Consider the following 26,331-nt stretch of genomic DNA (forward strand, 5'->3'; position numbering starts at 1 on the left):
TAAGCGCTTCGATTTCAAATGTCCTATCGAAGTCATGAGCGAAGTGATGCAGAAAGCCTTGGCTATGCAATATGATGCTCCTGCGTCAATTCAATAACCGTGTTGCACTCAGCTCCTGCAACCGCCGCGTATCTATTGAGTTGGCAAGCCCTATAGTACCAGTATAACCGACCATAAATTTATTCTTAGGCAATAGCGCTTTTACGCTTTCATCAAGAGGCACTTCACCCGCCACTTCCTCTAGAGACACTCCGTTGGGAACCCAAGAGAACTTCTCCCGACTCATGCCCTGCTTAACCATATGATCTACTGCATTTCTTAAGTTAGACACAACCTTATCTGAATCACGATAAGCCTTACGCTCTATCCACAGCATCAATTGAATGAACGGATGGCGTCTAGAGTAACCTCCTAGCTCAACGAGCGTCAGTGGCCAAATATCACGCACCTCGAAAACCAAGCGAGCCGACAATTTTTTTGCCAGCCGCTGAGCCCCTAAAAAAGGAACCAGTGAAGGAGAAGAGTGCAGTATCACGTCTGGCTTCTCAGCAACCACCTTTGTTAGCTTCTGAAGCTGCCAACCAAAAAGAAACCAATTCAACGCACGCTGCTTGCTGGATGATTTTTCATATCTAGGTAACTTAACCCATACAAAACTAAAGCTATTGGTGACGTCCACAACATGAAACGTACCAGAAAATGTGGGTTGTTGCCGCAATAAATGACTCGATGCAGAAGCGATCACATAAACTTTATACCCTAGCTTTGCGAGCTCATTAGCCAAATAGTAATGACGTCCACCCACACCCACATCAGGGGTAGAAGCATATTGATTTATAATCCAAATTGTTTTCATATGGCTACTGTTGAAGCCTTGATGATTTGACCAACCAGCTTGCCTGCAGCCAAGCCACCACCATATATCTGAGAATCATCAGCAACAGTACGTCCATAGTTTTTATGAGCGGCCTGCAGAATCATATCGGCGTCTGCACCAACCAGCTCGTTAGCACCACTCTCAACCAACTCCACCCATTCTGTTTGATCACGCATCGTAACGCATGCCTTGTGAAAGAAAAAAGCTTCTTTTTGAACGCCGCCACTATCGGTAAGAACTAGTCCGGCATGATCCAGCAGCCATAGCATCTCCAAGTAACCGACTGGTTCAACCAAATGAACATCGAGTGTAATTTGTTGCTCAGCAATAAGCTTGCGAGTTCTTGGGTGCAAGGGCAACACAACGGGTGCAATTTCACTATGAATATAATTTAAAGCGTTAACAATGCTCGCCAAACGTGTAGGGCTATCCGTGTTTTCAGCCCTATGCAATGTGGCCAAAACAAAGCCATCGGGCAAGCTGAAATTGGTCGGTACAGTGGCCTTCTTTGAAAACAATATAGCCGCGTCCTGCATTACATCGCCGACCTGAAAAACCTTAGCAGATTTATGGGCAAACCCTTCTTTAATGAGGTTATCAACTGCTATATCAGTCGGACAAAATAGTAGATCACTAATTTGATCTGTCAGAATACGATTAATTTCTTCAGGCATTTGCATATTGAAGCTGCGTAGGCCAGCCTCAACATGAGCAACGGGGATATGAAGCTTGGCAGCTGCTAACGCGCCAGCCAAGGTAGAGTTTGTGTCGCCATAAACCAAAACACGATCCGGTTTATTCTCAAGTAGCGCTCTTTCAATTTCAATCAGCATACGCCCTGTCATTTCACCATGATTACCACCATGGATATCGAGCTGAACATCCGGCTTCGGAATCCCTAACTGATCAAAAAACACCTCTGACATATTTTGGTCAAAATGCTGACCTGTATGCAAGATCGTCTCTTCAACACCGTCAGTTTGCTGTATAGCCCGCGATACTACGCTAGCTTTAATAAACTGCGGACGCGCACCAATAATAGTAAGTACTTTCTGCATAACATACTCTCTTATAGACTTTTATATAAGCTCAAGAGCTTTATCTCTTCCATAGGCCAGTTATATTTTTCAAGCACCGCCTTCCGCCCGTTACGCCCCATCTGCTCTGCCTCCAAAGGATGCGTAACTAAATAATCAATAGCTGCAGCGATAGCTTTTGGGTCAAGCGGGTCGACACATAAGCCGCAATTGTTTCCTTCAACTATCTGCCTCCAAAGCATAAAATCAGAAGCAATAACAGGAATTCCGGCGCTCATGTATTCAAACATCTTGTTTGGCTGGGCATCAATATGGTTAGGAGACGGTAAAAAAGTAACCAGACCGCCAACGCAGCGAGAGAGCAAATCGCGCACACCTTCACGCCCAACAAGGCCTAAGGCATCGACCTGGCTCCAACCTTGAGTAGCATGCGCTTCTTGCTCTATTGCGGGTTCATTGAATCTCCCTGCAAGCTGCAAGCGCGCATCAGACTTCACTAACCCCATTGCATGAACAACTTCCGAAATCCCACGAATTCTGCCGATGCCTCCTACATAAGCTATCTGCCCTTCTTTTTTTGACCACTCTGCTGAGTCGCTAGATAGCTCTCCTAGTAGCGGATAATTATTTACATCCACTGAGCGCACCCCAATCGAAGCGTACTTCTCTCGAATGTAAGGAGTCGCCGCTACTACAGCGTCTAACTTTTTACATGAACGGCGTTCGTATATCGCAAAGATTTTTGACAGTAGCCACCTAGCGGGTCTGTTCAGGTAAGGCTTACCCAATATTTGTTTAGGCACGTCCTCATGCGCATCAAAAATTACTATCTTCCCGCGCCGTTTCAATTTCAAACCGATAGGTATAAGTTCAGGATCATGCAAGTGATAAATATCTGAATTCAAGCTTAGTGCTTTACCAAGCACACGACCAGGAGCATTAAGCATTCGATCAAACCGTCCTTTAGAACTCCCCACATCATAAAACATCACACCGTCTCTATCCTCAGCCCCTTTTCCATCTGCGACCACCAGAGAAACATCGTAGTCATTGCGAGCAAGCGAGCGACACTCTTTTAAAAAAATTCGTGTATCATAGCGCGAGTGCACTGAGGTTAAGTGGGCAACCTTCAATCTTTTAGACACTTCTAACCCTCACCAAATAAGTCAACAGAATTGCCGCAATAAACCCGTGAGTCAACATCACCGTAAATAAATCAGAAGAAATTAAGAGTGCTCTCATAGGAACTACGCAAAGTGAAACCGCCAACCAAAGCGGCATCCTATTGTACGTCAGATCATTAATTATCCTGAGCAAGACACCTATTAAGACAACATAAACAAATACACCAAAAAATCCCGCATGCGCATAGCCACTTGCGACAAATCCGTTATTGGCCCCCATCCCATCTCGCCCCATATACCCTCCGACGACATGCGTCAACGAAAGATTATATGGATAGGCCACAAAATATGAGAGCACCGAATTTGACCAATACACGTTTGGGTTGTTTTCAAAAAAATCAAAATAAACAAAAGTAAGGTTAGCCGGAACAAAAAAAACTCGACGTGAAAAAAGTGACGACATCCATAAATCTTCTAAAAAGAAATATGAAAACAAAGTGAGCGAAATTATTAACGTAAAAGCAAAGGGCATAATAGCCAAACTAGAATGCTTTCTAAAATAATACCAAACGCCCACTAACAGCACAGGCAAGAAAAGGACGGTTTTATGTGTAGACGCTGCAAAAAAATAAACCTGAATAGCCAAAAGCACGAAGAACCATGCGTATCTCCTGTAGAATAGGGCCAACGCCATAAGAAACACATTAAATATCTGATAGGTCCAATTGTTTGTATAAGCCAGTATACCACCACCCGAAAGTTCAGCATTCTCCGCTCGGTATTCATAAACCTTTGAGAAATCCAGATTTAGCGCTGCCCCTGAAACAAAGTACCAAACAACTAAGAAACCCACAAAAAAGACGGATATACCGATCCCTATAGCTCTACCGGAACGGACAACCGGCAGATCATCAAATGAAATAAATTTAACCCTGGTAAATAGATAGATAAAATAAATAGAAAAAAATACAACCAACACCGGCACGAGCGGCCTCGTCGCATCCAGACCGAAAAGGCTAGTTAGTGGCGCAAGAACCGACAACAATGCCGTTGAAAAAAAATAGTCACTGACTTTATAAAGGCGATCTCTAACAAACAGAAATGAAAGAGTATATACAATCCAAGAAAAAGCATACTGCTGCACACTAAAGCCAAAGATAAAACCATCATATGCGAAGACCTTAGAAATAACAAACACATAGGATATATCTAAAGAAAACCGAAATAAAATCAAAAAGACTATAAACACTAATCTATTAAAGCTTAAAGCTTTCAATTGCGCGCTCCCTGCATTAAACCGGTCTTATTAATTACCACTTTATGCTTCCCGCCGTCGACCACCTCAAAGAGCGCCTCATCATAAACAAATACCAAATCGAACTCACCCACATTTGAGAACAACGAGTTTCGAATAAAACCCTCATCAACAACATCAAACGCGTCATTTTTTTCCATGACAAGTAGTACTTTGTTTTCTTCAACTTGAATAAACTGATACCTAGCAACGTCAATATTACCCATTAAGACCGTCAACACCGGGCTTCCCACCATCCGTCCATTCAACCGCAAAACATCGGTGGTACGTCCCGCTAGACTTATTAGAAGCGGATAGGGGCTACCGCACTTGCATTTCCTATTAGTAATCTCACCTAGATCTCCGGTCACATAACGAACAAAAGGTGTAGCCTTATTCAAGAAACTCGTAGCTACAATCCTACCAACTTTATCAAAAATGAGCCTGCCACTTTCGTCTACCACTTCTAAGAAAGAACGTTCCAAATCGATATGAAACCCACCTCCATATTTACATTCAAATGCTGTAACACCACCATCGTTCAAGCCATATCCATTATAAACTTTTGCGCTAAAAACCTTTTCAATATAAGCTCGTTGATGCTCAAATAGCATTTCCGCGGTGGTAAATACCGAAACAAAGCTCAGATCATACTTATTTTTCTCTATAAACTTCGCAAATTCAAACAAGGAAGATGCGTATCCTCTTATAAACTTCGGCTTCCAGCTCACCAAGTCCTGATAGTACTCTTGAAATAGGTCATCGCTAACACCGTACGAAGAGTACTTCTTAGTATTCATAAAAAAAGAAACAACCTTCGATTTAAAGCCGTTCCTTTTCGTCACCAAAGAACCGCCCGCCATAACTGCTAATTTATCGCCTAGCTTATACCCCCCCCGACCAAGCCCTCTGTATAGTATTGCAAAAGCAGCATCATTGCACTTTTTGCTAACTCTGTATTTTAACGGATCTCCAGTTGAGCCCCCCGTTTTGCCGACTTTAAACGCTCCTACTTTGGCTTCGGGAAGTTCCAACTTGGCGCGACATCTAGAAATATCATCTTTTGTCATAAGCGGTATGTCATTAATAACCGTCTGCAGCGCACCTACTTCTAGCGCATCCGTAAGCTTAGGGATTTTGGGAGCGAAAAAAGGCACCTCTTTCTTACAAAAAATCAAATACCTCTTTATTGCTATCCGCTGCTTAATAAGAAGTTCAGGCATCGACTTCCTTTCTTCAAAAAGCAACCTGTAGTACATCCACATCACGCGAGGCTTTGCAACTAAGTGAGCAAAAATAAACAAAATTTTTGAAATCACCATCAATATCTCGCACTTGGAATTCTGAATAGCATAATCACCTTGACTCCCAAATCACTCACAAAAAACCATCGGAAAATACAGCAATCACTTAAGGACGGCTAAAAGCTTTTTCTTATAAGAAAACAACATATGACAATACTGAAAACAAGAAAACACAGCCACCAATCATTTAGAAAAATAAAATGCAAGCTCACCCATAACGGAAGGACACATATACAAGAACCTAATCCGGCCTTAATTGAAATCTTTAAGATTTTTATTGGAGGATTACCTGTATTTATCCCAACCCATAGCAGGAGCGCTGCCCAGCAGAAGGAGCTTGCTAAAGAAAACAATATAACGGTAAGTACTAGATCCTCATAAAAGGCGCCTATTGAAACAGCAGCTAGCCTCAGGAATATTAAAGCTGCTTGAAACCACAGGCCATGCAACTGCTTTTCTAGAACAGCAAACAGTGTAGTTAAAGGGCCCGTTACGAATACTAAGTATAACCACGGCGCCATCCATCTCGCGAATTCTCCAGCTTGCTGCCATCTGTCACCGAATACAAATGCAAATAGTTCGGGACCGGCTACAAATAGTATCAAAACTGGAGGCATCGCTATGATCACTAGCTTGCTGTGAACATCCATGACCATCGTTTCTAGCTTTCCCTGCCGGAGGGCTTCAGGGGCATTTGAGAAAAACACTTTCCCGACAGCGTCACCTATAACTGACATCGGCACCGCAAGAACTCTGTGTGCTAACGCATATAACCCTGCTGCAGCCGGACTAAAGAGCGTCGCAAATAATAAAGGGGGCAGGTGAACACCAGCGGTGTTAAAAAAAGCATCCCAAGTTGAATAGTACGGAAAGTTTCTATACCGCTTTGCGGCATCTAAAATTCCTTTCCATCGCAATTGCCTAAATTCGAGTTGACCAAAAGCCTGTTTTGCCAGTGAATAGCTTCCTAAGCCTTGCCCTCCTGCTTGACCAGCCACTAGCGCAATAGCACCGAATTTGCAGCCAATTAGCTGAATAATCAAGGTGGCTACAGCTTGCTTTATTCGTGTAACTGCTACGGCAGCATAATTTTTTTTCCTCAAAGCCCAATAATTGAAAACTTGGTAAGTACCTACAGCCCCAACGCCTATTGGTAGCAACCATAAATAACTCGTTAGTAGGGGAGCCTTCAGCAAAGCAGCAGTTTCATCACTCGAAAATAGAGCCAATACCGTACATAAGAATGTTACTAAGGCCACACAAATCAGACTTAGCGCAACAATATGAGAAGCTTCTTCATCGTTATCAGGTAGAGGAATAGCCAGCTGATATCTCAAACTAGAGTTAACAGAAAATAAAGCCAACAGTGCTGAATATACGGCCAGCAAACCAAAATCCTCCGGGCTGTAAAGCCTAGTCAGCAAAGGAGCTGCGACCACCATCAAAACCTGTGCCCCCGCCGTGCCTCCCGCTAATAAGCCAACTGCTCGGCTAAACTGCCCTTTTGGCAACAGCCTTTCTATTATTTTCAACACAACGCTTCTGTTATCAGGGCCTGATCATGGAATTTTATATATGGGTGCATTGGCAAGCTAACAACTTCGTTGGCAGCCTTATCCCCATTAGGCAAATTAGCAAGAGCATCAGCGACTGCAGGCTGCTTGTTTAATGGTATAGGATAGTGAACAGCGGTAGGCACTCCGGCTTTGATCAACTTATCTTGTAATTCATCTCGTTCCTTTACGCGTATTGTATATTGCGCCCAAGCGCTTACGTTATCCATACCCACATAAGGCATTACCAACTCGCAGCCACTCAACAAGTTACCGTACAATTCAGCAACCTTATTACGCAGTTTCAGTTCCTCAGCGAATATTCCTAACTTTGGCAGCAAAATCGCCGCCTGCAGTGTATCTAGCCTGCTATTCACACCGACCCGTATGTGGTGATAACGCCGGTCTTGCCCGTGCCGAGCAATCTGGCGCATCACCTTTGCAAGCTCATCATCGTTGGTGAAGATCGCCCCACCATCGCCATAGCATCCCAAAGGCTTGCTTGGAAAGAAGCTGGTGCACGCAATAGTGCTCAAATTGCATGAACGTCTTCCTTTATAGGTGGCACCAAAGCTTTGCGCTGCATCTTCTATGACCGGAATACGGTGCTTGGCTGCGATCTCGTTAATAGCATCCATATCTGCACACTGGCCGTAGAGGCTTACGGGAATAATGGCCTTGGTCCGGGGTGTTATCGCCGCTTCCAGCAGAGCTGGATCGAGGTTATACGTACGCGGGTCAATGTCCACATACACCGGTCTGGCACCCAGCAGAGCTACCGTTTCTGCCGTCGCTATATAGGTAAAGCCGGGGGTAATTACCTCATCGCCTGGGCCGATACCTAAAGCCATTTGAGCAATCTGAAGTGCGTCTGTGCCGTTCGCGCAGGTAATGCAGTATTTACTGCCTGTGAACGCAGCGAGCCTTTCTTCTAGCTCAGCGACCTCAGGACCAAGAATATACTGCCCATGAGCCAGTACTTTTTGGATTCCCGCATCGATTTGCTCTTTAATTCGCGCTTGCTGAGCCTTTAGATCAATAAATTCAATCATTTATCACCTGTAGACCTTCGCCAAAAAGCTGTCACTCAATACATACGCTGCGTTAGAGTGCGGGCAAGCAACTTCTCCCTCACCGCTAACCGGTAACGCTAGTTGCTCGCCAAACTCACTCATCCAGCCAATCTGACGGGCGGGCACTCCGACCATCAAAGCATAGGCAGGCACATCTTTATTGATCACCGCGCCAGCACCAACAAAAGCAAACTCACCAATGGTGACGCCGCAGACGATGGTGCAGTTTGCCCCTAAGGTGGCGCCTTTCTTTACATGTGTATCGCGGTACTGATCTTTGCGCTCAATCAACGAGCGGGGATTGTACACGTTGGTAAACACCATACTGGGTCCGCAGAAAACCCCTTCTTCAAGGGTGACGTTGTCGTATACCGAAACGTTGTTCTGCACCTTGCAATTGTCACCGATGCTTACCTTGTTACCGACAAACACATTTTGCCCGAGAGATACTCCCTCGCCGATACGGGCTCCACCACAGATATGAGCAAAGTGCCACACTCGCGAACCACTGCCAATCTGGGCACCATCATCGATTATGGCGCTAGGATGCTGGTAAAAGCTCATACAGTCTCCCTGTTGCATACAACTCTGCTAGTCAGACAAAGCGGTCAAGAAAAGGATGCCCTTCGCCATTTTGCGCACTGCTGATAGGTGCGCTTCGGATGGTGCTGACCGTTTCGACACAATGGCGCGCGTCTTCAATCCCATACCCACGTCCGGCTAAGATCTCTTGGTAGCTGACGGTATGAAGATCAGTAAACCCTTCCGAGAACTCAATCTCATCACCATCAACCGTAATAGATCGATAGGTCGGTTTTTTACCCTTTACCTCGCTGGGCAAGTCACCGGCGTCGATTGAAAGAAACCAACGCACTCGGGCGTTTTCGTACTCCAGATAGCCCGCAGCCTTGTATTCAGAAACAAAGTGCACGACATTGCGCTGCAAAGCCCCAAAAATAAAATGCAGCATGTCGTAGAAATGGACACCTATATTAGTGGCTACCCCAAACGATTTGCGCGGATCACCTTTCCAGCTTTCCATGTACCACTTACCGCGTGATGTTATGTAGGTTAGTTCTACATCATGCTTATGTTCTGCTTTCTCGCGCGCCACCTTATCTTTTAGCTTCAGGATTGCCTGGTGATGACGCAATTGCAGGATGTTATAAAGGCGCTTGCCGGTTTCCTGCTCAACCTTGGCCAGTTCATCTAGGTTCTCTGGGGTAGGAACCAGAGGCTTTTCACAGATCACATCGCAACCCAATCGGAGACCAGCAACAATATGAGCGTGGTGGAGGTAGTTGGGAGAGCAAATAGATACATAGTCGAGCGCAGTAAGAGGGTTGCGCTTTATGCGGTGGGCATGCTCCTGAAACCGCTCAAATTCAGTGAAAAACTCGCTGGTTGGCGAGATGCTATCGATAATCCCTACCGAGTCGTTAATGTCGTAGGCAGATACCAATTCGTTACCGGTGTCTTTGATGGCGCGCATGTGGCGCGGAGCTATATAACCGGCAGCGCCGATCAAGGCGAAACGTTTCATTCAGTGAAAACCCCATAACCTGTTTGATTTTAAGATCCTGTACAGACCAGACCGATCATCGACTCAATTGAACAACCTGATCAAAAAAAGAACGCGCACTGCTAATCCCTTCAAGCCTTGATGATGTGTTCCGCAGGGGCACGATACTTGCCACGGCTATCGATGATCAGTTTGGCGTGTAACTTAATTAGATCGTAATCAAATTTATCGTGATCTGTCGCAAGCACTACGGCATCAAAGCCCGCAATATTGTCCGCATCTAGCGACTCACTAGAGAGTTCAAAGTAATGCTCGCGCATCTTCGGAAAAACAGGAACATGCGGATCACTGTAAGCGACGATGCCGCCCTTGGCTTCAATCATCTCCATGATTGCAACCGAAGGAGACTCACGCATGTCATCAACGTTCTTTTTATAGGCAATACCCAAAACAAGAATACGGCTTCCCTTGAGGGATTTGCTGGCATTGTTAAGCCCGTCTACCAGCTTGCCTAATACGTAATCCGGCATGGCTTGATTAACCTCACCGGACAGCTCAATGAATCGAGTATGCAAACCGTATTCGCGTGCTTTCCAGGTAAGGTAAAAGGGATCAATTGGAATGCAATGCCCACCCAGACCTGGGCCAGGGTAGTAGGCAGTAAAGCCAAATGGCTTGGTTGCTGCGGCGTCGACCACCTCGAAAATGTCGATGCCCATACGGTCGGCTACAATTTTCATTTCGTTCACCAAACCGATATTGACCGCCCGGTGAATATTCTCCAGCAGCTTGGTCATTTCTGCGGCTTTGGTGGAGCTAACAGGAACGACTTTGTCGATAGCCTGCTCGTAAAGCGCCGTACCCACCTCTAGGCAGGCTGGCGTGTGCCCGCCAATTACTTTTGGGATAGTTCGTGTTTCAAAATCGGGATTACCTGGGTCTTCACGCTCAGGCGAATACACCAAGAAGATATCTTTACCAACAACCAAGCCACCTTCCTGTGCACGAGGCAAAAGCTCTTCTTCGGTCGTGCCTGGGTAGGTTGTGCTTTCCAGTGAGACAATCTGGCCTGCGCGCAAATGGGGCTTTAACGCATCAGCGGTACTGATGACAAAGCTCATGTCAGGCTCGCGATATTGATTAAGTGGTGTTGGTACACAGAGAATCAGGGCATCGCATTCGCTGACCCGAGCAAAATCGGTTGTTGCCTCGAAGCCAGACTGCCGCGCCGCTTGAATTTTTTTAGCGGGGATATGCTCAATATAGCTTTGGCCCGCATTGAGACGACTCACTTTAGCGTCGTCTATATCGATCCCGAGCACGCGGTAACCGATTGAGTTATAACGCAGCATCAAAGGAAGGCCCACATAACCTAAACCCACAATACCAACCAGCGCTTCCTTTTTTTTGAACCGCTCAATGGCTTCCTGCTGCGTTTTTACCGTCATAGTACCCCTGAGTACGTAGGTGATTACTTAGAACTATAGTGGCTTTACAGCACTTAAAGTCCGGAATGTTAGCTAGGCAGATGGTGTCACACTCAATGCAAGCAGGCTCGCCGCCTCTTCTATGTTGTGAAGAGGGTAGTGGATGAGACTCGCTTTGCCCTACTTCGATAAGCTGCTGAGCACCATTGCTATGGAAAAATGACACGCACGCCCCACTTTAGAGCGCTTATGGTAAGAGCCGGTGCACGCGTCAGCAAGCGTCTATTTATCTATTTGATTGCAACTCATGCAACACAGCACACCTACTGGTGTAACTTGAAAGTGGTAGGAGCCAGGCAGACACGCATGTACCAAGGCGTTCAGCCTGACGCGCATAAATAATGATGAGACGAAGCAAGCCTCTGCACTACTCGCATTTTGTATACTCCGTCACACTTTAAATGGCGGTGCTCGCTAGCCTTTGGTCTGTATATGCAGGGCTAGGTGGCAATCACAACGCGCAACGGCTTTGCCTGTGCTTTGGCCCTGCGCTGCAGCTCGCTCGCCAGGGTAGCCTTGGCCTGATCATCGCCATGCACCAGCCGTACCTCCTCTGGCCAGCGCTTCATGCCGGTAATAAAGCCTACCAAACCTTTCTGGTCTGCATGAGCGGAGTAACCGCCCAGCGTATGCACGCCAGCGTTAATGGTATAGCGCTCCCCCTCCAGCTCTACATAACCGTGCTGTGGGCCGTACTGCTGGATGACGTGGCCTGGGGTGCCGCGGGCCTGATAGCCAACAAAGACCACATTGTGCCGTGCATCACCCAGCATTGCCTTGAGATAATTGATCACCCTGCCAGCGGTGCACATGCCACTGCCAGTGATCACAATGGCGGGTTGGCGGGTATGCGCCAGGCGGTTGACCATCGTCATATGCTGCGCGTGGGTGGTGACGGTGAGTAACTGCTTGAACGCCAACGGCTGATGGCCTTGCACTACACGCTTGAGCGCTTCAGCGTTCCACCAGGGTTTTAGCTCGCGGTATAGCTTGGTAAAGCGCGTTGCCAAGGGGGCGTCCAGTATCACCGGTATCTGCTGCCATGCCTGATTGCCGTGGGTGATCCCCTCAAGCTCGTAAAGCAGCTCCTGGGTACGGCCAATACTAAAGGCGGGGATAATCACACTGCCGCCATCAGCCAGGGCGCGCTCAAGTATCTTTTGCAAGCGTGCGCGGCGATTACGCCGACTCTCGTGCAGGCGGTCACCATAGGTACTTTCCAGTACGACCACATCAGCCGCGTGTGGTGGTTTTGGCGCTGGCAGCATGGGGGCATGGGGCGCACCCAGATCACCGGAAAATACAATGCGACGACGTCGCTGTTGCAGCGGATAGTGCAGATCGCACTCAATATAGGCCGAGCCCAGAATATGCCCGGCCCGCTGAAATCGAATGCGACACACCAGGTCTGGGCGCTCAAGCACAGTGACCCACTCTTTGTATGGGTGTCCCTGCAAGTAGCCAGACACTTTTTTTACGTAACGCTCACTTAGAGCGGCATCCCGGCTGATACCCACCTTGAAGGCGTCTTCCAGCACGGTTGGCATCAATAATGCCGAGGGTTCGGTGCAGTGAATGGGCTGATCAAAGCCCGCCGCCAACAACCAGGGTAGCCGACCAATGTGGTCAACATGTACGTGGGTGGCGATCAGTGCGTGCACTGTTGCCAGGGCAAACTCGATGGCCAGACTGTTTTGCCCTGCCCCGCCGTTTGAGGTCTCTGCACCCTGAAAAAGACCACAGTCAATCAATAGGCTGTCGTCCTCCGTGAGCCACAGCTGGTGACAAGACCCAGTGACGCCGTTAACGGCGCCGTGGTGCTGAATCCAGGGATAGGTAACGCGCATAAACAAGCTCCTTTTGTTTTGGCTAGCTTATGCCAGCAGCTCTTGTGATTCGGCGAACCAGTGCACACCTCAACCTAAAACGACCGCACGCAGATTTTTAGCTGCCCTGCTGTTACGCGCGCATACAGGGATAGGCCGGGCACCTATTGCGCCATCGTCCAGCCTCCCTCACAATTGGCGTTAACACGTCAACAATTTGGCCCACCACCCACGACAATAACTTGACCCAATACCAAGCGGAAACTACAGTTCCGGCCGAGCGGTCAATCAATAGCATTAACAACAGGATGACTTAACACCGAATGATCAGGTCGATTCTGGTTGTCTGTGTCGGCAATATTTGCCGTAGCCCGACAGCACAAGCCTTGCTGCAAAGCAAGCTTACCGGCAGCAATATCCGAGTAACCTCGGCTGGCCTGGGGGCGCTGGTAGATAAGCCCGTTGATGCCACCGCTGCCGAGGTTATGCAGGCTGCAGGCTACGCGTTACCCGACCATCAAGCGCGGCAACTCACACCCGACATGCTGCGCGAAGCAGATCTGGTTCTGGCGATGGAAAATCGCCACCTGCAGTCCATTCATGCGATGGCACCGCAAGCCCGAGGCAAGACCATGCTGCTGGGCAAGTGGCTAGACAACGCAGAAATACCGGACCCTTACCGTCAACAGCGCCCCGCCTTTGAACACGTTTTTCGCGTTATAGAGCGGGCAACAGATGCATGGCTACGCTATCTTTAACACTGATTTTTCACTCGTAATGGAAACCCCCAGGTAATGCAGACCACCCCGGCACCGCCCAAGCACGAAACCAACGACGAAATCGATCTATTGGCGCTGCTAGGTGCTTTGCTCGACCAAAAACTCATCATCATCGCCTGCACGCTGGTTTTCGCTTTATGCGGCATTGCCTATGCCTTGCTGGCCACCCCTATCTATCAGGCCAATGCGGTCATTCAGATTGAAGAAAAATCGCAGGGCATTGGCGGTTTATTGGGTGACGCGAGTGGCGGCGATATGTTTTCCAGCGCCAGTGCCGCAGCGACCGAGATAGAGCTGCTCAAGTCGCGCAAGGTGATTGGCCAGGCGGTAGAAAACCTGAAGCTCGATATTGAAGCCAAGCCCAAACTGATGCCGGTCATCGGCTCTTTCTTCTATCTGCGTTTTACTCCCACCCCTGAAGCCCCCGTAGCAGAGCCGTTAATGGCCTTTGATAGCTACGCCTGGGGCGGCGAAGAGGTCGAGATCTTTCAACTGGAAGTTCCTCCGGCTTACGAGGGCAAACAACTCATCCTGAGGGCAGAAGAAAACGATGGCTTCAGCCTGCTGAATGATGATGGTGAGACGCTGGTCACTGGCATGGTTAATCAGCCAACCAACGAGCACGGCTTTCGCATCCAGGTTAAGCACCTGCTTGCCCATCCGGGTACCGAGTTTTGGGTCATCAAACGCAACCAGCTGCGCACCATCCTGGATTACCAACGCGAGGTAGCGGCAAGTGAGAAAAGCCGAGACTCTGGTATTTTGTCGTTGAGCCTGGAAAGCCCCTACCCTGGCGCAGCGACTGAGATACTGGACGAAGTCAGCCGCCTTTACGTGCGCCAGAACGTAGAACGCAAATCAGCCGAGGCGCAACAAAGCCTCGACTTTTTGAAGGACCAGTTGCCTGAGGTGCGGCGCCAGCTCGAAACCGCCGAAACCGCCTTGAACGACTATCAGGCCAGCGCCGGATCAGTTGATATCACCATAGAAACGCAGGCCGTGCTGGACCAGGTGGTGGAGCTTGAAACCTCGATTTCCGAGCTGGATCTTAAGCGCTCAGAGATGGAGCGCCGTTTCACGCGGCAACACCCGACTTACCAGGCCCTGATCGAACAAAAGCGGCAGCTTGTTAGTCGCCGCGATGCCCTGCTTGAGCGTGTTGGCGGCCTACCCGAGACCCAACAAGAGCTGCTGCGTCTGTCGCGTGATGTTGAAGTGAGTACCGAAATCTACACCGCGATGCTCAACAAGTCGCAAGAACTCGATATTGTGCGCGCTGGCACCGTCGGCAACGTGCGCATCATTGATGATGCGGTGGTTGACACTTCCGCGCCGGTCAAACCCAAGAAAGCGTTGATCGTAGTGTTGGCGACCCTGCTGGGCGGCATGCTGGGCGTGGCTATTGCCCTGTTGCGTCACGCGCTTAACCGCGGCATAGACAACCCCGAGCTGATCGAGCAGCTGGGGCTACCCGTTTACGCGTCCGTTCCCTTCAGCAAAGAGCAACAGCTGATGGAGCGAGAGGTTAAGTCCAAGCAAGGCAGTAGCCAGAGCTCGCATTTGCTGGCCGCTATCAACCCGGCTGACCTGTCGATTGAATCGCTACGCAGCCTGCGCACCAGCCTGCACTTTGCCATGATGGAGGCCAAGAACAATATATTGATGATCTCTGGCCCCAGCCCGAACGTCGGCAAATCCTTCATCTCTGCCAACCTGGCTGCCATCGTGGCGCAGGCGGGCCAGAAAGTCGTGTTGATTGATAGCGACATGCGCAAAGGCTACTTGCACAACCTACTCAACCGCGAGCCAGAGCCGGGCCTGTCCAACCTGTTAGTGAGCACGCACTCGCTAGCGGACATAGTTCACAAAACGGAAGTAGAGAATCTGCATTTTATCGCCCGCGGCCAGATCCCTCCCAACCCGTCAGAACTACTGATGCACGCTAACTTTGAGACCATGCTGACCAAATTAAGCAGCCTGTATGACCTCGTTATTGTGGATACACCGCCTATACTGGCGGTTACTGATGCAGCGCTGGTTGGCCGCTTGGCGGGTACCAGCCTGATTGTGACGCGCTTTGGCTTGAACCCGGTCAAGGAAATTGAACTGACACTGCAACGCTTCCGTAATAATGGAGTCGATATAAAAGGCGCCATTTTCAACGCAGTAGAAAAGAAAGCGTCCGCTTACGGTTATGGTAATTACGGCTATTACCAATACGAATACAAGTCTGACAAGTGAGCAGCCTTCAAACATTTAAATAAGGACTTTTAATGCTGCACTTGTTGGGTATAATCACAGTTGGTTTAATTTCGCAAGGAGACGAGACATGAAAAAATATACATTGGCAATGGTGGCCTGCGGCCTTCTGCTCGCCTCCAATGCAAGCTTTGCTCAAGACGCTGGCGCAAGCGGCGGCGCGGCAGCCGTTAATTCTGGCGCCGGTGGTGCTGGCGGTTCTGGCAATGGCGGTGCCGGGGCTGGTGGCGTAGGCGCTGGCGTACAACCTGGTGGTGCTACTGGTGGCATTAACGCTGGCGGCTGGGCTCTGGGTTTAGGCGCCGTAGGTCTTGCCGGTGCTGCGGCAGCTGGCGGTGGTGGCGGCGGTTCTAACGACACTGCAGGCACTACTGGTACCACAACCGGTACTAACTGATATTGGTCAGGTCGCATCCAAGGTCACCTGAGATACGTTTCGGGTGACCTTTTTTATTGTCAGAATAACGTTCCGAATCACTATAAACATAAGATCACGCCATCATGAATCGACTTTCGCTCGCAGCCCTAGGCACCTCTGCTCTTCTCCTCCAGGCGTGCATGTTCTCGCCGGGCATGAACATGGATACAGACCGCCTGATCCATGAGGATTCAGCAGAAGAAAGTCTGGTTGAGATGGTGCAGATCACGCCCAAGGTGCTGGCACAGGAAAATGCCGTGGCGCGGGACCGCTCAGTACCAGCGCAACTGCTAGAATATGCACCGGAGAATTACCGCATCGGGCCCAATGACGCCCTGTTTATTACGGTTTGGGATCACCCCGAGCTGACCACTCCCGGCGGCCAGCAACAGACTTCATCCGCCAACGCCCGGGTGGTGCGTGATGACGGCACCCTGTTTTATCCCTTTATTGGTAGCGTGGAAGTTGCCGGGTTAACCCAGGAAGAGCTGCGCAAGATTATTCGCGATCGCCTTGCGCGCTATATCGAGCAACCTCAGGTTGACGTCAACATCATTGAATACAACAGCCAGAAGGTAACCCTGAGTGGCGCTTTCATGGAGCCCGGCTTTCGGGCGATCAACTCGCAGCCACTGACGCTGCTGCAGGCTGTTGGTGAAGCAGGCATCGATCCCAAGCGCGCGGATCTCTCGCATCTGAGCCTGATACGCGATGGCGAGGTTTATACCCTCGATTACGATTACCTCACCAGCAACCCAAGCGAGGTCGGCAACGTTTATCTCAAGCCGGGCGACAAGCTGCACCTGGCGCTGAATGACTCGCGCAAGGTCTTTGTTATGGGTGAGGTAGAGCGTCCTTCTGCCCTGCCTTACAGCACCAGCCGTATGACCCTGAGCGAAGTACTGGGCACCGTCGGCGGGCCTTCCCCGATCTCGTCCAGCGGCCGTGAGGTTTATGTGATTCGCGGCGTAGAAGACCTGCAAACACAGAAAGCCACTATTTTTCAATTGAACGCCCAGTCGCCTTCTGCGTTCATTCTTGCCGATCAATTTGAGATGCAGGCGCAAGACGTGGTCTTTGTCGGCGCCGCCGGCATCACCCGCTGGAACCGCTTTGTAAGCCAACTGTTCCCCAGTGCGGGCATTCTGGGCACTGCCGTGCGCGTGGGTAGCGATTACAACGACATTCGCAACGACAACTGATAAGGCGTCCCTGTGAACCTGCTTATTCGCGGGGGCCTTTTGGCTCTGGCCGCCATTTGCCTGCCTGCCTGCAACTCTGTTACAGCAGACTCGATTGAAACCTTCAACCGAGCGCTTAGCGGTAAGGTAAACGAAATCCCCGTGGCGCAAATACGGGCCGTCACGGCGGACAGCCTGCTGATTAAAGCCGCTGGTGCAGAAGCGCTTTACGTAAAGCTGAGCAGCGACGGCAGGCGGGTAAATTGGTATGGCTTGACCGAAGAAGTGCAAACCAGCCATGGCCGCATTACGCAGTTACTCGGCTTCAAAAGCGATGCGCTTATTCCTCTGGTAGCTGATGACCCCTTTGCAACGGGGCTAATGCAGGTTGCCGATGGCACTCAAGTACTGCGCCATGTTGACTATCCGCTCAACTACCAAACCGGCCTGGAACAGTACGCTACCTACTACCGCGGGCCAGTCGAGAACGTGCAGATCCTTGACCGGGTGGAAAGTCATCAGCGCATAGATGAAGTCATCCGTATGCCCCAGCTGAACTATGAGGCGATCAACTACTACTGGCTGGATGTGCAAAGCGGTCACGTACGTCGCAGCATCCAGCACCTGTCACCTGAGATGCCCGCACTGGATATTACCCTGACCCGCCTGCCGCCCGCCGGAGACGCGCCATGAAACGCACATGGATCGCATCGCTGGTTAGCCTGTGTTGCTTTGCTGCACTGCCTGCGCTGGCGCAAACCGCTGCCAATATCAGTGTGCGCGGTGCCGTAGCGCAGCCCGGCGAATTCAGCTGGCAGTCCGGCACACGTCTGCTTAATGCCAGCATTGCCGCCAATGTAAACCACGATGCCTGGTATCAGGGCGCTGCATTGCTCAGAAAGAGCGCCATGCGCGATCAGCAAAAGCTCAAACGCGGTCTGTTGTTTGATTTGCAGACAGCCAATGTCAATGCGCGTGCTCTGGGCCTGGCAGGCACCAGCGAGCTGCTCAATCAATGGGAGCGGCGCATAGCAGGCACCGCTGTCACCGGCCGCATCGCAGCTGAGCTGAATCCGCTCAAGCAAAGGTTATTGGCCTTCAACCCGCTGCTTGAACCCGGCGATCAGATTATTTATCCGAACCGTCCGCATCAGGTGCGCGTCTTGGGCGCTGTGCAACAGGATTGTGTGCTTGAGTTTGCGCCGACACTCGACCCACTGGACTACCGCGAAGCCTGCCCATTACACGAGGCCGCGAACAGTCAGTATCTTTACATCATCCAGCCGGATGGCAAGGTTGAATTGATCGGCACGGCTTACTGGAATGCGGAAGACGCCTGGGTTGCTGTAGGCGCGCTGCTCTACGTGCCCTTTAAGTCGGCACTTTTTGGCACTAGCCGCGATGAGTTCAATAACGAGATGGCGCAATGGCTGGCCACGCAGTATGAGTTAACAGGTGGCTACCATGAGTAAGGGGTACCCGCGTTTCATTGTCCCGCTGGTGGTAACACCACTGCTGTTGTCTGCCGCGTCCTTTAGTCTGGCCGACGGCAACAATAGCCGCTACCGCACCACGCAACACGATTTTGGCGGTGTTGGCCTGTTGCAAACGCCGACCGCCCGCATGGCCCCCGAAGGCTCGTTCAGCATTAATGCCAACCGCACCAGCCCTTACAGCCGTTACAGCATATCCGGTCAGCCTTTGCCCTGGCTGGAGAGCACCATACGCTATATCGCCATTACCAACCGCAAGTACGAAGCGGATCGCGATGGCGACCAGAGCCTGAAAGATAAAGCCATCGACGCCAAAATCAGACTTTGGCAAGAAAGTTATTGGGCGCCGGAACTGGCGTTAGGTTTTCGAGACCTGGGCGGTACGGGTTTGTTTTCCAGCGAGTTTATCGTTGCCAACAAACGCATCTACGATTTCGACTTCAGTCTGGGCGTGGCCTGGGGTTATATCGGCAATCGCGGCGATGCGGGCAACCCGCTCTCCTTGATCAGCGGTAGCTTTGATGAACGGACGCGCTCTGACGATCCCGGCGGCACCTTTAACACCAGTAGCTATTTCAGCGGCCGCCCAGGCTTTTTTGGCGGTGTTGAATATCAAACACCCTGGGACGACCTGCGCATCAAGGTTGAGCTGGACGGCAACGATTATCAGTCAGAGCCGCAGAACAACAATCAGACGCAAGACTCCCCGATCAACGTCGGCGCGCTTTACAGCCTTACCGACGGTATCGATCTGACCGCTGCCTGGGAGCGCGGCAATACGGCGATGTTTGGCATTACCTTCCATACCAATCTGAAAACCGCCAGCATGCCTGCCAAGCTACTCGACCCCGACCCTGAGGTGCGCGAGCCGCTACCCGCAGGCGTTAACGGCGCAGCGGTAGACTGGCAGAATGTTAGTCAGCGGCTACAAAGCAACGCAGGCATCAAGGTGCAGGAAATCTCCTTGCATGGCGATGAGGTGATCATTACCGGCGAACAGACAACCTTCCGCTCGCAGGCCAAGGGCCTGGGCCGCGCCGCCAGGGTGCTGGATAACAGCCTGGGTGAAGGCCGCTACGATTGGTACACCCTGGTGTATCGCTCGCGCGGTATGCCGGTCAGCCAAACCAGCATCAACGCAGAAAAATTGCGGCAGTACGAGCTTAACGAGATTGATCGGCAGTCACTGCGCCGCGCTACTGCCAATGCCGTACCTTCGGTATTGAACGATGAAGTAGTTTATAGCGCGCCGCTGGACCGAACTGATTTCAGTACCGGCCTCGGCTATACCCAGAGTATCGGCGGCCCCGACAACTTTCTGCTGTACCAGTTCTTCCTGCGCTTCAACGCGGCCTACCACTTTGACCGGAACAAGTGGATCGACGGCAGCCTGGGCCTTAATTTGCTGAACAACTACGATGAGTTTGTGTACGATGCGCCGAGTCAGTTGCCCCGCGTGCGCACTGACGTGCGTGAGTACATGACCACGTCCGACGTACAGCTCAAGCACCTGCAATACACACAGACCAAACAGCTTGATCGCGATCTCTATGCCATGGGTTACGTGGGTCTTTTTGAATCCATGTACGGCGGCATTGGCGGTGAAGTACTCTACCGCCCCTACGGCGCTGACTGGGCGCTGGGTCTTGATGCCAACTGGGTCAGGCAGCGCGGTTACGAGCAGCACCTGAGCTTCCGTGACTATTCAACCTTTACCGGACACCTCACTGGTTACCTGCAAACCGGCTTCCACGATGTGCTGGCCACGGTTAAACTGGGCCGCTACCTGGCAGGCGATTACGGCGGAACCCTGGATCTGTCTCGTCGCTTCGACAACGGCGTAACCATTGGTGGCTGGGCAACCAGGACCAACGTGTCTGCCGAGGAATTTGGTGAGGGCAGTTTTGATAAAGGGGTGTATATGAGCTTTCCGTTCGATGCCTTCTTTGCGCGCTCAACCACCGCTACCGGCTTTGTGGCCTGGCGACCGCTTACCCGTGACGGTGGCGCGCGCCTGTCTCGCTATTATCAACTATACGACCTGACCTCCGATCGCGATCTAGACCGCTTTAATGAAGGGTTCGGCAGCATCACGGAATAATTATGCAGCACACCCTGACGCGCCTCTGGGCGCGCTATCGTACGGTTTTCAAAATCGCATTTTTTGCGCTGTTGGCGTTGGGCCTTTACCTTGGCATGCGCCCAACCCCGGCACCTGCCAGCTACAACTGGCAGGCCACTTTCTATCATATGGCTGGCTTGTTTTCGCTCACCCTGCTGAGCTATCCGGCTTTCCCCCGCTGGTATTGGTGGATCCGCGGCCTGCTCATGTTCAGCATGGGTGTGGCGATAGAGTACGTGCAGTCGTTTCACCCGACCCGCTCGGCTGAATGGGCCGACATCCTGGCTAACAGCAGTGGCATTGTTGCGGCTTTGCTGCTGGCTGGCATTTGTATTTTCCTGTCGCGCAGGCTGACCCCGCGTTCCCGGCCCTGAACTTAGCCGGTAGCCATTTAGCCTGACGCGAACCAAGCCACATTTCTGACATCATTTTGCAATCAATCCGGCGAACTGCGGAACAGCTCCCAGCACGCCCACTTTGTGACTGATAAGTTCTATAGCTCAAAAAAACGACAAGGACGGCGTTTAATGAGCAGAAACACCTACCGTATCAACAACCGACAGTTCGACGTCTGGCGTGGCTGGTACCATCAAACACGGCATTCAGACCCCGACATACCCTACGCTATTCAGCTGATATCTCTGCGCCTGGCTGATGCCCTGCCTGCCGACGAATTACACAAGGTGGATACCGACGCACTGATGGTACAACCCACCGAGCGAGTCCAGTTCAAGCGCGAGCGCACGCAAGAAATTCTGCATGCCGGACATGGTAGCTGCGCCTTGAGTAATGCCACGCTGGCCCGCGCGGTGCTGGACACCCTGGAAGACCAGCACGGCAAACGCTACCGGCTGATTGCCTGGTGCATTCTGCCTAACCAGATTCACGTGTTGATTGAACCCTGCTGTCCACTGCAGAGGATCGTACAGGACTGGAAATCCGTTACTACGCGCTGGGCGCTGCAGCACAATGAAGAGCTGCAGTTAGGTTTTAAAGGCAAAAGCCTGTGGATGAAACGCTATCAGGATCGCTTTATTGCCGATGACAAACACCTTGCCGAGGTGATTTGCACTCTGCACGATAGCCCGGTAGCGGCTGGCCTGTGCGAGTCTGCTGAGCAGTGGCGCTGGTCCAGCGCTTACCGCAAGCACAGCAGGTAAGCCTTGGCCCGCCGTCCGCCGGTTGTGCCACCCAGCGGCTTGTACGACACTAGCGAGCTTTAGACAGCATAACTTCAGTAATGACTGGAGCAGCAACGGGTTCAAGGAGACGGCAATGCAGGCTAGCGAACAGGCAACCTTGGTGGCGGCTATCGTCGAGATCGCACGACAGGCGGGTGATCTTATTCTCGATATTTACCATAGCGATTTTGAGGTGCGCGGCAAAGAAGACGCCTCTCCGGTTACCGCCGCAGACGAACAGGCCGAAGCACTGATCCTGCAGGGCTTAAACGCACTGGCAACACCCTACCCCATCATCGCCGAGGAAGCTTACGCCGCCGGAAAAGTACCCGCTGTGGATGACTGCTTCTGGCTGGTGGACCCGCTTGATGGGACCCGCGAGTTCGTCAATCGCAACGGCGAGTTCACCGTCAATATCGCGCTGATCAAGCAAGGCAAACCGCTGCTCGGCGTGGTACTGGCTCCCGCACTGAACCAGCTATACGCTGGCTCACGGGACAACGGGGCGTTTATCGAGGATGATCAAGGCCGCCGGGCTATCAAGGCACGACGGCCGGCACAAGCTGGCCTTGATGTATTGGCCAGCCGCTCCCATGGCGACACAGCCGCACTCGACGAGTTGCTCAAAGGCCGCACCGTGCACTCGCTGATCAACGCAGGTTCATCGCTCAAGCTCTGCTTGATTGCCGCAGGTCAGGCTGATGTCTACCCTCGCCAGGGACGCACTATGGAGTGGGATATTGCCGCCGGTGACGCTGTGCTGCGGGCCGCTGGTGGGCATGTGCAGGTGTTTGATGGCTCGCCCCTGCGGTACGGCAAAGCGGGGTTTGAGAATCCGCATTTTGTCGCTTCAGGCGCTGAAGCCTTTTTTTGACGGCTCGCGGTTAATTAGCAGACTGACCGCCCGCTGCGTCATCTGAATTTTATCTCTGCATGCATACGGGTCTAACCGCCAAGCGCGGAGCAGTCCAGGCCGCAAGACCGCCCTCAAGCACAGTGCAAAAACAAAAAAACCGCATCGAAATGCGGTTTTTTTGCTGACGCCGAGGTGGGATCAAGCAGCTGGCTGAGCCGCCTTCACCATACCCGCCAACTCACCAGACTCATGCAACTCAAGAATGATGTCGCTACCGCCTACCAACTCGCCGCCAATCCACAACTGCGGGAAGGTTGGCCAGTTGGCGTAGCCTGGCAGAGTAGAGCGAACGTCGGGGTTTTGCAGAATGTCGACATAGGCAAACTTCTCGCCACAGGCCATCAGCGCCTGTACTGCGCGAGCAGAGAAGCCGCACTGTGGAGCATTCGGGGCGCCTTTCATGTAGATCAGCACCGGGTTGTTGGCGATCTGTTCTTTGATGGTATCGATGACATCCATGGTAAATCCTCGTAACTTGGTAAGGCATTCGAACGCTTTGCTGGGCAGACATTCTACAGCAAAGCGTTCGGTTATGCTGCCACCACCTCGACACTCAAGCCATTGACCGCCGCATTGCCGGTAACCGGGTCAAAGAACCGCTCGTCGGTCAGGTCGTTAGCACTCACCCCGGCGTTACGCTCGGCTGTCTCCATCTGCGTGCCCTTGCGGTTATGCCCCCAGCCATGCGGCAAGCTGACGACGCCGGGCGCCATTTCGTCGCTCGCGCTGACCTTAACGTCGACAGCGCCAACCCGCGAACGCACGGTCACCAGCTGGCCATCCTGCAAGCCTCGCTCGCTCAGATCCTGCGGGTGCATCAGCAGCTGATCTCGCGGTTTGCCTTTAACCAGACGCTGGTAGTTGTGCATCCAGGAGTTATTACTGCGCACGTGCCGTCTGCCTATCAGGCGCAACTCACCTTGTTTTGGCATCAGGGTGTCGAGTTCGGCGGCAACACGCTGCAGATCCTGCAACATCAAGGGCTGGGCCAGCTCGATACGCTTGCTGGCGGTTTGAATCCGGCGCAGCAGGTTGGGCTGCAGCGGGCCCAGGTCGATACCGTGCGGATGTCGCTGCAGCTCGGCAAGGCTCAAGCGATCACCATGCGGCCCGCGCTTCATGGCCATATCCACCATCTGCGCGGGCGGCATGGTCTCGCGGGCGGGCTGCCCCATTTGCCGAGCAAACGCCTGCCCCAGGCCAACAAAGATTTCCCAGTCGTGCAATGCATCGGCCGGCTTGGCCAGCACCGGCTCGTTGTAACGGGTGACGTTGCGCACGGCGAAATTATTGAAGGTGATGTCGTAGTGGTCGTGCTCCAGCGCCGAGGTCGGCGGCAGTATGACGTCTGCATGCCGGGTGGTCTCATTGATGTAGAGGTCCACGCTAACCATAAACTCCAGCCCTTCCAGCGCCTGATCCAGTTGTCGGCCATTGGGCGTCGACAGCACCGGGTTACCTGCTGAGGTAAAGAGTGCCTTGATTTGCCCCTCACCCGGCGTGAGGATCTCCTCGGCCAGGACGGCGGACGGCAGTTCGCCATTGAACTCAGGCAGGCCGGAAACGCGACTCTGCCATGCATTAAAATGACCGCCCTTACCCTTGCTGACCACATCGAACGCGGGCTCTGGGAAGAGCGAGCCACCCGGCACATCAAGGTTGCCGGTTACCACGTTGATGACTTGAATCAGCCATTGGCATAGCGTGCCGTAGCGCTGTACCGAGACGCCCATACGGCCGTAACAGACCGCATGTTCTGCCGCGGCAAAATCACGCGCCAACTGCTTTATCTGCTGCGCCGGAATCCCGCAATGCGGAGCCATTTTTTCCGCACTGAAATCACTGACGGCAGCCGCTACCGCGTCCAGTCCCTCGGTGGCATCCAGCACCGGGCTCGCCTTGGTCAGGTTTTCGGCGAACAGGGTATTGAGCAAACCCAACAGCAGTGCCACATCGGTGCCAGGCTGAATAAACAGATGTTCACTGGCGACCTCTGCCGTTTCACTGCGGCGCGGATCGACCACCACCAGTTTACCGCCACGTGCCTTCAATGCCTTGATGCGCTTACCGACATCCGGCACCGTCATGATGCTGCCGTTGGAGGCCAGCGGGTTGGCGCCAAGCATAAGAAAGTAGTCGGTATGGTCAATGTCGGGAATCGGGATCATCAGCATGTGGCCATAGAGCCAGAGCGAGACCAGATGATGCGGCAGTTGGTCCACCGAGGTCGCCGAGTAGCGCTGCTTGGTGTGTAACTGGCCCAGAAAATAGTTGCCGTGCGTCATTGAGCCATAGTTGTGTACGTTGGGATTACCCATGTAAACACCGACCGCGTTATTGCCGTGCTCGCGTTGAATATCGGCAAAGCGGCTGGCTACCAGCTCAAAGGCTTCTTCCCAGCCAATCGACTCCCAACGCTCCCCTACCCGCTTGACTGGCTGACGCAGACGCTGCGGGTCATCCTGGATATCCTGCAGGGCTATCGCCTTGGGGCAGATGTGCCCTCGACTGAAGCTGTCTTCAGGATCGCCTTTAATAGAGAGAATGCGCTCGCCATCAGTTTCTATGGCAAGGCCACAAATGGCCTCGCATAAATGACAAGCGCGAAAGTGGGTTACGGACATCGATTTCACCAGGCTGGTTTTATTAGTTTGGATTTACTCTAAGCCGCGTCTGACGGGGCCGCAAGCGGCAAAATAAAGCGCTATTCAGTGGTTGAATTAGCCTGTGGGCTAAATGCTGGGCCTGCTGAATTTGCCTTTGCCCGGAATTTCCCTATAAGATCGCTGCTTCTCTTTTTTTGCTGTGGCTGTTACCGGGCCGTCAGGTCGCGGTAGGGCACACTGTTTCCGGTCGGTAGACGACCGCGTTAATCGGATTGTATG

At 51.9% G+C, this 26,331-nt stretch carries 23 protein-coding genes; 10 read left to right on the forward strand and 13 right to left on the reverse strand.

Annotation, left to right across the window (positions count from 1 at the left end):
* Positions 1 to 85: 85 nt before the first annotated feature.
* From EF096_RS17705 to EF096_RS17755, 11 genes are all read right to left on the reverse strand, one after another.
* A complete protein-coding gene (locus tag EF096_RS17705; RefSeq protein WP_123891118.1) occupies positions 86 to 856 on the reverse strand; it encodes a glycosyltransferase family 4 protein in 771 nt (256 codons plus the stop codon).
* Entirely contained in the window at positions 853 to 1,935 is a 1,083-nt protein-coding gene (gene wecB / locus EF096_RS17710) for a non-hydrolyzing UDP-N-acetylglucosamine 2-epimerase (protein ID WP_123891119.1), read from the reverse strand. The genes EF096_RS17705 and wecB overlap by 4 nt, the downstream gene beginning before the upstream one ends.
* Before the next feature lie 11 nt (positions 1,936 to 1,946).
* Complete coding sequence (locus tag EF096_RS17715; protein ID WP_123891120.1) at positions 1,947 to 3,059, reverse strand: glycosyltransferase family 4 protein; 1,113 nt, start codon at positions 3,057 to 3,059, stop codon at positions 1,947 to 1,949.
* The gene (locus EF096_RS17720) at positions 3,052 to 4,314 is read right to left on the reverse strand and encodes a hypothetical protein (protein ID WP_123891121.1); all 1,263 of its coding nucleotides are present in this window, start codon (positions 4,312 to 4,314) and stop codon (positions 3,052 to 3,054) included. The genes EF096_RS17715 and EF096_RS17720 overlap by 8 nt, the downstream gene beginning before the upstream one ends.
* Positions 4,311 to 5,654 carry a phenylacetate--CoA ligase family protein gene (locus EF096_RS17725; protein ID WP_123891122.1) on the reverse strand — a complete coding sequence of 448 codons (1,344 nt, stop codon included), beginning with the start codon at positions 5,652 to 5,654 and terminating at the stop codon, positions 4,311 to 4,313. Before EF096_RS17725 ends, EF096_RS17720 begins: the two co-directional genes overlap by 4 nt.
* A 98-nt stretch (positions 5,655 to 5,752) precedes the next feature.
* Positions 5,753 to 7,168: an oligosaccharide flippase family protein gene (locus EF096_RS17730; RefSeq protein WP_123891123.1), complete on the reverse strand. Its 1,416-nt coding sequence runs from the start codon at positions 7,166 to 7,168 to the stop codon at positions 5,753 to 5,755.
* Positions 7,165 to 8,241 (reverse strand): DegT/DnrJ/EryC1/StrS family aminotransferase, encoded by a 1,077-nt coding sequence (locus tag EF096_RS17735; RefSeq protein ID WP_123891124.1) that lies wholly within the window; start codon positions 8,239 to 8,241, stop codon positions 7,165 to 7,167. The genes EF096_RS17730 and EF096_RS17735 overlap by 4 nt, the downstream gene beginning before the upstream one ends.
* A 3-nt stretch (positions 8,242 to 8,244) precedes the next feature.
* Positions 8,245 to 8,826 (reverse strand): UDP-2-acetamido-3-amino-2,3-dideoxy-D-glucuronate N-acetyltransferase, encoded by a 582-nt coding sequence (gene wbpD / locus EF096_RS17740; protein ID WP_123891125.1) that lies wholly within the window; start codon positions 8,824 to 8,826, stop codon positions 8,245 to 8,247.
* Positions 8,827 to 8,857: 31 nt separating this feature from the next.
* Positions 8,858 to 9,805: a UDP-N-acetyl-2-amino-2-deoxy-D-glucuronate oxidase gene (gene wbpB, locus EF096_RS17745; RefSeq protein WP_123891126.1), complete on the reverse strand. Its 948-nt coding sequence runs from the start codon at positions 9,803 to 9,805 to the stop codon at positions 8,858 to 8,860.
* Between the two features lie 110 nt (positions 9,806 to 9,915).
* The gene (gene wbpA, locus EF096_RS17750; protein WP_123891127.1) at positions 9,916 to 11,232 is read right to left on the reverse strand and encodes a UDP-N-acetyl-D-glucosamine 6-dehydrogenase; all 1,317 of its coding nucleotides are present in this window, start codon (positions 11,230 to 11,232) and stop codon (positions 9,916 to 9,918) included.
* A 479-nt stretch (positions 11,233 to 11,711) separates the two neighbouring features.
* Positions 11,712 to 13,118 (reverse strand): MBL fold metallo-hydrolase RNA specificity domain-containing protein, encoded by a 1,407-nt coding sequence (locus EF096_RS17755; RefSeq protein WP_123891128.1) that lies wholly within the window; start codon positions 13,116 to 13,118, stop codon positions 11,712 to 11,714.
* Positions 13,119 to 13,420: 302 nt separating this feature from the next.
* Here EF096_RS17755 and EF096_RS17760 point away from each other — a divergent pair, with 302 nt between their 5' ends.
* From EF096_RS17760 to cysQ, 10 genes are all read left to right on the forward strand, one after another.
* Positions 13,421 to 13,855 carry a low molecular weight protein-tyrosine-phosphatase gene (locus EF096_RS17760; RefSeq protein WP_123891129.1) on the forward strand — a complete coding sequence of 145 codons (435 nt, stop codon included), beginning with the start codon at positions 13,421 to 13,423 and terminating at the stop codon, positions 13,853 to 13,855.
* A gap of 36 nt (positions 13,856 to 13,891) precedes the next feature.
* On the forward strand, positions 13,892 to 16,117 hold the full coding sequence (locus tag EF096_RS17765) for a polysaccharide biosynthesis tyrosine autokinase (RefSeq protein ID WP_123891130.1): 2,226 nt from the start codon (positions 13,892 to 13,894) through the stop codon (positions 16,115 to 16,117).
* Positions 16,118 to 16,205: 88 nt separating this feature from the next.
* Positions 16,206 to 16,532: a hypothetical protein gene (locus EF096_RS17770; protein ID WP_123891131.1), complete on the forward strand. Its 327-nt coding sequence runs from the start codon at positions 16,206 to 16,208 to the stop codon at positions 16,530 to 16,532.
* Positions 16,533 to 16,714: 182 nt separating this feature from the next.
* On the forward strand, positions 16,715 to 17,755 hold the full coding sequence (locus tag EF096_RS17775; RefSeq protein WP_235869788.1) for a polysaccharide biosynthesis/export family protein: 1,041 nt from the start codon (positions 16,715 to 16,717) through the stop codon (positions 17,753 to 17,755).
* A 12-nt stretch (positions 17,756 to 17,767) separates the two neighbouring features.
* Positions 17,768 to 18,427 (forward strand): YjbF family lipoprotein, encoded by a 660-nt coding sequence (locus EF096_RS17780; RefSeq protein WP_123891133.1) that lies wholly within the window; start codon positions 17,768 to 17,770, stop codon positions 18,425 to 18,427.
* Positions 18,424 to 19,206: a capsule biosynthesis GfcC family protein gene (locus tag EF096_RS17785; RefSeq protein WP_123891134.1), complete on the forward strand. Its 783-nt coding sequence runs from the start codon at positions 18,424 to 18,426 to the stop codon at positions 19,204 to 19,206. Before EF096_RS17780 ends, EF096_RS17785 begins: the two co-directional genes overlap by 4 nt.
* Entirely contained in the window at positions 19,199 to 21,328 is a 2,130-nt protein-coding gene (locus EF096_RS17790; protein ID WP_123891135.1) for a YjbH domain-containing protein, read from the forward strand. The genes EF096_RS17785 and EF096_RS17790 overlap by 8 nt, the downstream gene beginning before the upstream one ends.
* Positions 21,329 to 21,330: 2 nt before the next feature.
* Positions 21,331 to 21,723 (forward strand): VanZ family protein, encoded by a 393-nt coding sequence (locus EF096_RS17795; protein WP_123891136.1) that lies wholly within the window; start codon positions 21,331 to 21,333, stop codon positions 21,721 to 21,723.
* A gap of 153 nt (positions 21,724 to 21,876) precedes the next feature.
* Positions 21,877 to 22,509, forward strand: coding sequence for a transposase (locus tag EF096_RS17800; protein WP_123891137.1), 633 nt, complete (start codon positions 21,877 to 21,879; stop codon positions 22,507 to 22,509).
* A gap of 115 nt (positions 22,510 to 22,624) precedes the next feature.
* Positions 22,625 to 23,404 (forward strand): 3'(2'),5'-bisphosphate nucleotidase CysQ, encoded by a 780-nt coding sequence (gene cysQ / locus EF096_RS17805; RefSeq protein ID WP_123891138.1) that lies wholly within the window; start codon positions 22,625 to 22,627, stop codon positions 23,402 to 23,404.
* A 180-nt stretch (positions 23,405 to 23,584) separates the two neighbouring features.
* Here cysQ and grxD read toward each other — a convergent pair whose 3' ends face one another.
* Entirely contained in the window at positions 23,585 to 23,905 is a 321-nt protein-coding gene (gene grxD, locus EF096_RS17810; protein ID WP_123891139.1) for a Grx4 family monothiol glutaredoxin, read from the reverse strand.
* 71 nt (positions 23,906 to 23,976) lie between these two features.
* Positions 23,977 to 26,070 (reverse strand): molybdopterin oxidoreductase family protein, encoded by a 2,094-nt coding sequence (locus EF096_RS17815; protein ID WP_123891140.1) that lies wholly within the window; start codon positions 26,068 to 26,070, stop codon positions 23,977 to 23,979.
* Positions 26,071 to 26,331 lie beyond the last annotated feature (261 nt).

It is taken from the genome of Pseudomonas neustonica (assembly GCF_003797945.1).
Lineage (GTDB): Bacteria > Pseudomonadota > Gammaproteobacteria > Pseudomonadales > Pseudomonadaceae > Halopseudomonas > Halopseudomonas neustonica.